This is a genomic window from Sulfobacillus harzensis (genome assembly GCF_012933365.1).
Lineage (GTDB): Bacteria > Bacillota > Sulfobacillia > Sulfobacillales > Sulfobacillaceae > Sulfobacillus_B > Sulfobacillus_B harzensis.
Genome location: NZ_JABBVZ010000163.1, coordinates 1 through 4,958, shown reverse-complemented (window position 1 = coordinate 4,958; position 4,958 = coordinate 1). Strand labels below are relative to the sequence as shown.

Genomic DNA, 4,958 nt, shown 5'->3' with positions numbered 1-4,958 from the left:
CGGAGAGCCGGATGTGGGAAAACCACAAGTCCGGTTCGATGAGGGGACGGCCCCGCAAGGGGCCTCCTACTCTACCAATTTGTGCAGTCGTGGAATAACTTTTTGTTTCCTTTGGTATTAACACAGTCGGCCAACGTCCAGGTGCTTCCGCTGGCGATCGTGCAGTTCCAGGGGCAACATACGATGGATGTGCCCCTTACGATGGCTGCGGTATTGTTGTCGGCCATTCCGTTGTTGCTAGCGTACATCTTTGGCGGCCGATACCTTCGGCGAGGACTGTTGGCTGGATTCGGAAAGTAGTGCGTGCACTGGATTGTCCTTAACGAATTTCTTCGCGGCTTTCGACGGCCGTGTGAAGTACCATGGCACCAGCACCGATGGCGCTGCTGCTGTTGCCCAGTGAAGTGAGTTGCACAGCAACATGCCCACGTCCACCTGCAATGGCATAGTGATTCACCGCATTGCTGACGCGATCGCACAGGTAGGTGCCGAGTCGCGCCAATGGTCCGCCTAAAATAATCGTGTCCGGATCGAACACATTGGCGACGTTGATAATCCCCGTTTCCAAGTAGTGGATGGTGTCGTTCACGGCCTGGACCGCCCACGGCTCACGATTGGAGAACCCAACCAGAATGCGGTCAAGCTCGATCCAACCGCGCGTGTCCGTGGTCCGCATGGCCCGCTCGGTTAAAGCACGGACAGACGCGACAGCCTCAAAGCATCCTTGTCGGCCGCAACGGCACAAGGGCCCGCTATCATCGACAACCATGTGGCCAATCTCTGTGCCAGCGCCTGTGACGCCTTGAAGCAGGTTTCCATTCACGACCGCGCCGCCGCCGATTCCCATTCCCAAAGACAGGTAGATGAGCAATTCGCTCTGTTGGGCGTCGCCGAAGAAGTATTCGCCTACGGCGCCGGCATTTGCGTCATTAATAATAAACACTGGTTCTCCAAACAAAGTGACAAAGTACTCCTTAACGGCAACGTGCCGCCATTTGACGTTGGGGGCATAAATCACCTCGCCGGTGGTCGATATAATTCCAGGGATCGACATTCCGAAACCCCAGTAGCGGCTGTTATCAATGTTGTTCTTCACCGCTGCGACGTCGTGAGCGATTAGAGACAAGACGTCTTCGGCAGGACTGTCGGAATCATAGGATCCTACGTGTTCCTTCAGGATGCGACCTTCGAGATCAAACATGAGGATTTGATAGGTACCGACGTCAAGGGAGGCCCCAATAATGTATCCGGCGTCAGGGTTTACATTCAGAAGGACCTCGGGACGTCCTGGACCAGTGCTTACGGAGCCGACTTCCATCAAAATGTTCTTGTTTAAAAGCCTCTGGGAAGCAACGGTGACAGTTGATTTTGTCAGTCCTAGAATTTCAGCAATGCGCCTGCGAGAGGTGGGGCCGTTGCGCCGAATAACGGTCAGAACTGCAATTTCATTCATTTTTCGCATGAGACTATGGCGTGCGACCGATATAGGCATGATACGCTCCTTTTAAAATACGATTTGGTTAATAGCCTAGCATAGCCGAAAGACTGAACTGTAGTCATTCGCAGAAAAAAATTGATTTTTTCAGAAGGGAATTGCAGAGTGCAAATCGAATCGTTACCGTGGAATTACATATAACGCGAACTAATCACCTTGATATTCCATGACCTAATCGCGTGAGAGGGGAGGTCAATGATGCCATCAGGTAACGATGAAGTCGTTGAGGAACTGCTTGCCCGCATGACGGTGGAGGAAAAAGTTGCCCAACTCGGTGCGGTGTGGGTATACGAGTTGCTGGATGGCGTGGAATTCTCTGAAGAGAAAGCTCAGCAACTGCTGGCCCACGGCATCGGGCACATTACCCGCATTGGCGGGGCAAGCAATCTGATGCCGGCCGAGACGGCTAGACTAGCCAACCGCATCCAGCAATTTCTCATTAAAGAGACACGGTTAGGAATCCCTGCGTTAGTTCATGAGGAGGCCTGCAGCGGTTATATGGCACGTGGGGCCACATTGTTTCCGCAGGCTATTGGTACAGCAAGCACGTGGAATGTTGACCTTGTCGGACAAATGGCAACTGTCATTAGCCAACAAATGCGATCAGTTGGCGCCCATCAAGCGCTTGCGCCGCTGCTGGATGTTGCACGGGACGCACGCTGGGGCCGTCTGGAGGAAACCTTTGGGGAAGATCCGTACCTTACTTCTCGGCTGGGCGTAGCGTTTGTTCGCGGTTTGCAGGCGGATGGCGATTGGAACCAAGGTGTTGTCGCAACCGGCAAGCATTATGCCGGATACGGCTTCTCAGAGGGGGGCCTCAATTGGGCACCCGCACACATTCCTCCACGAGAGTTCCATGAAATTGTCTTGCGTCCTTTTGAGGCGGCCGTGAAAGAGGCCCGCCTCGAATCGATTATGCCGGGATACCACGAACTGGATGGCCTTCCCATGCATGCTCATATTGACCTATTACGGTTGCTGCGCAGGAATTGGGGATTTGCGGGGACGGTCGTGTCGGATTACTTTGGCATAGCGATGTTGCAGGACTATCACCATGTGGCCCAAGACAGAGATGCGGCCGCCCGTTTGGCATTAACGGCCGGGGTGGATGTGGAATTGCCCAACCGGGATGCGTACGGAGATGCCCTCGTTGAGGCGGTGAGAGACGGCCGGATTGCCGAGGAACTTCTCAACGAAGCGGTACGGCATGTTCTGCGGCAAAAGATGAAGCTCGGGCTGTTTGACGCAGCAATGGTAGATGAACCATCGGTCCCGGAGGTTTTTGACGATCCTCGGAACGATGAACTAGCCCTAGAAATTGCGCGGCAGTCTTTAGTCTTGCTAAAGAATGAAGGCAGTATCTTGCCTTTGCAAAAGTCGGTGGCGTCCGTAGCGGTTATTGGACCCAATGCTGATGATCTGCGCAATCTCATGGGCGATTACGCCTATCCCTGTCATATTGAAACACTGCTGAACCTCCAAAAGGAGGGGAACGTGTTTTCGCAGCCACTCCCCCCGTCCCTAACCTTGAATGGCGTTGTTGGTCCTCTTCCTACCGTTCTGGACGCCATCCGTCAAAAGACCGGACATGTCACATATGCCAAAGGTTGCGACGTTACCGGTGAGAATCGGAGCGGTCTCGATGAGGCCCGAGATGTCGCACGTCAGGCATCGGTTGCAATATTAGTGGTCGGCGACAAGTCGGGACTTACACTCGATGCAACGAGTGGCGAGTCACGTGACCGTTCTGATTTGCGATTGCCGGGGGTTCAAGAGGAACTCATAGGCACCGTTTTGGAAACAGGCACTCCGGTCGTGGTTGTCTTGGTCGGCGGGCGCCCCGTTTCCGGGGGATGGATGGACAGAGTGGCAGCCATTGTTGAAGCATGGCTTCCGGGCACCCAAGGGGGAACGGCTATTGCCGATGTGTTGTTTGGGGATGCCGAACCTGCTGGGCGCTTGCCAATTAGCTTTCCGCGGAGCGCCGGACACGTTCCCACGTATTACAACCATAAGCCCTCGGGAGGCCGCTCCCACTGGCATGGCGACTATGTCGATGACCTGGTATCGGCGCGGTTTCCGTTTGGTTATGGCCTCACCTACACACGGTTTCGGTATGGTGATTCCAGCGTTAGCCTGAATTGGGGCGTCCCGCGTCGGGAAATCGAAGTTGTGGTTCCGGTCGAAAACGTGGGCACGCGTTCCGGCGTTGAGGTGGTTCAAGTCTATGTTCGTTGTCCTTCCGAGTCAGTAACCCGGCCAGTTAAGGAGCTAAAAGGGTTCGCCCGTGTTTCTCTGCGGCCGGGCCAGACTCGCACTGTCACGGTCCGAATCCCCCTTCAAGAACTGGCGTTTGTAAATATGGATGGAAAGTGGGCGCTAGAGTCGGGAATGGCTGAGGTCTACCTCGGTTCGTCGTCACAAACCATCCATTCCGTGCACCGTGTCGAAATCCCCGAGAACGTGACATGGGACAATCTGTCCGAATTCGGTTCTCGAGCCACCGTGTCCTAGTGTTGAAAGCAAGAGATGCCCTTAAATCTGAGAGAGGAGATGCAAGAGATGAGCGATGTTACGTTGCAGCCCAAGCCTAGCGACAAATTTACGTTCGGCCTATGGACAGTGGGAAATCGAGGACGCGATCCATTTGGGGAGGCCGTCCGCGAAAGTATTCCGCCGACCACCATTGTTCGTGAATTAAGTCGTCTTGGCGCTTACGGGGTTACGTTGCATGACAATGACTTGGTGCCGATTGGCGCTTCGGCTCGCGAACGCGATCGTATCGTAGCGGATTTTAAGCAGGCTCTTGATGATTACGGCATGGTTGTGCCGATGGTGACCGTGAATCTGTTCTACGACCCGGTGTTTAAGGATGGTGCATTTACCTCATCAGCAAAAGCGGTCCGTCGATTCGCCGTCGACAAGGCCAAACGGGCCATGGACTTGGGTCATGAGCTCGGTGCGGGTATTTTTGTTTTGTGGGGTGGCCGTGAAGGGGCCGAAGTTGATGGCGCGAAGGATCCACGGGAAGCCTTGGCGTGGTACCGCGAGGGTATCGATGCGTTGACGGAACACATCATGACCCAGGGCTACCCAATGCGTGTCGCGTTAGAACCTAAGCCCAATGAGCCACGAAGCGACCTTTATTTGCCGACGGTTGGTTCCATGTTAGCTTTCATTGCTACTTTGGCCCATCCTGAGTTGGTCGGCGTCAATCCGGAGATCGCGCACGCGAAAATGGCGGGGCTGAATCCCGTGCATGAGGTAGCCCAAGCAATAGACCAAGGAAAACTGTTTCATATTGACCTGAACGATCAACGCATCGCGCGGTTTGATCAGGATTTGCGTTTTGGATCCGACGACCTAAAAGGTACCTTCTATCTAGTTAGTTTGTGCTGAAAAAATCACCGCGTCGGATCCTTGAAAACCGCATAAAAGCAGGGATTCCCAGCCCTTTTGTCGA

Annotated in this window: 4 protein-coding genes; 3 read left to right on the top strand and 1 reads right to left on the bottom strand. The window is 54.2% G+C overall.

Going from position 1 to position 4,958, the window contains the following annotated elements; genetic code table 11:
• The first annotated feature begins 102 nt into the window (after window positions 1-102).
• Window positions 103-300, top strand: coding sequence for an ABC transporter permease family protein (locus tag HIJ39_RS21370; RefSeq protein ID WP_207711842.1), 198 nt, complete (start codon window positions 103-105; stop codon window positions 298-300).
• A gap of 19 nt (window positions 301-319) precedes the next feature.
• Here the strand turns inward: HIJ39_RS21370 and HIJ39_RS21365 are convergent, their stop codons facing one another.
• Window positions 320-1,492, bottom strand: a complete 1,173-nt coding sequence (locus HIJ39_RS21365; RefSeq protein WP_169103063.1) for an ROK family transcriptional regulator — start codon at window positions 1,490-1,492, stop codon at window positions 320-322.
• A 201-nt stretch (window positions 1,493-1,693) separates the two neighbouring features.
• Here HIJ39_RS21365 and HIJ39_RS21360 point away from each other — a divergent pair, with 201 nt between their 5' ends.
• On the top strand, window positions 1,694-4,009 hold the full coding sequence (locus tag HIJ39_RS21360) for a glycoside hydrolase family 3 N-terminal domain-containing protein (protein ID WP_169103064.1): 2,316 nt from the start codon (window positions 1,694-1,696) through the stop codon (window positions 4,007-4,009).
• Between the two features lie 48 nt (window positions 4,010-4,057).
• Window positions 4,058-4,894, top strand: coding sequence for a TIM barrel protein (locus HIJ39_RS21355; protein WP_243239889.1), 837 nt, complete (start codon window positions 4,058-4,060; stop codon window positions 4,892-4,894).
• Window positions 4,895-4,958 lie beyond the last annotated feature (64 nt).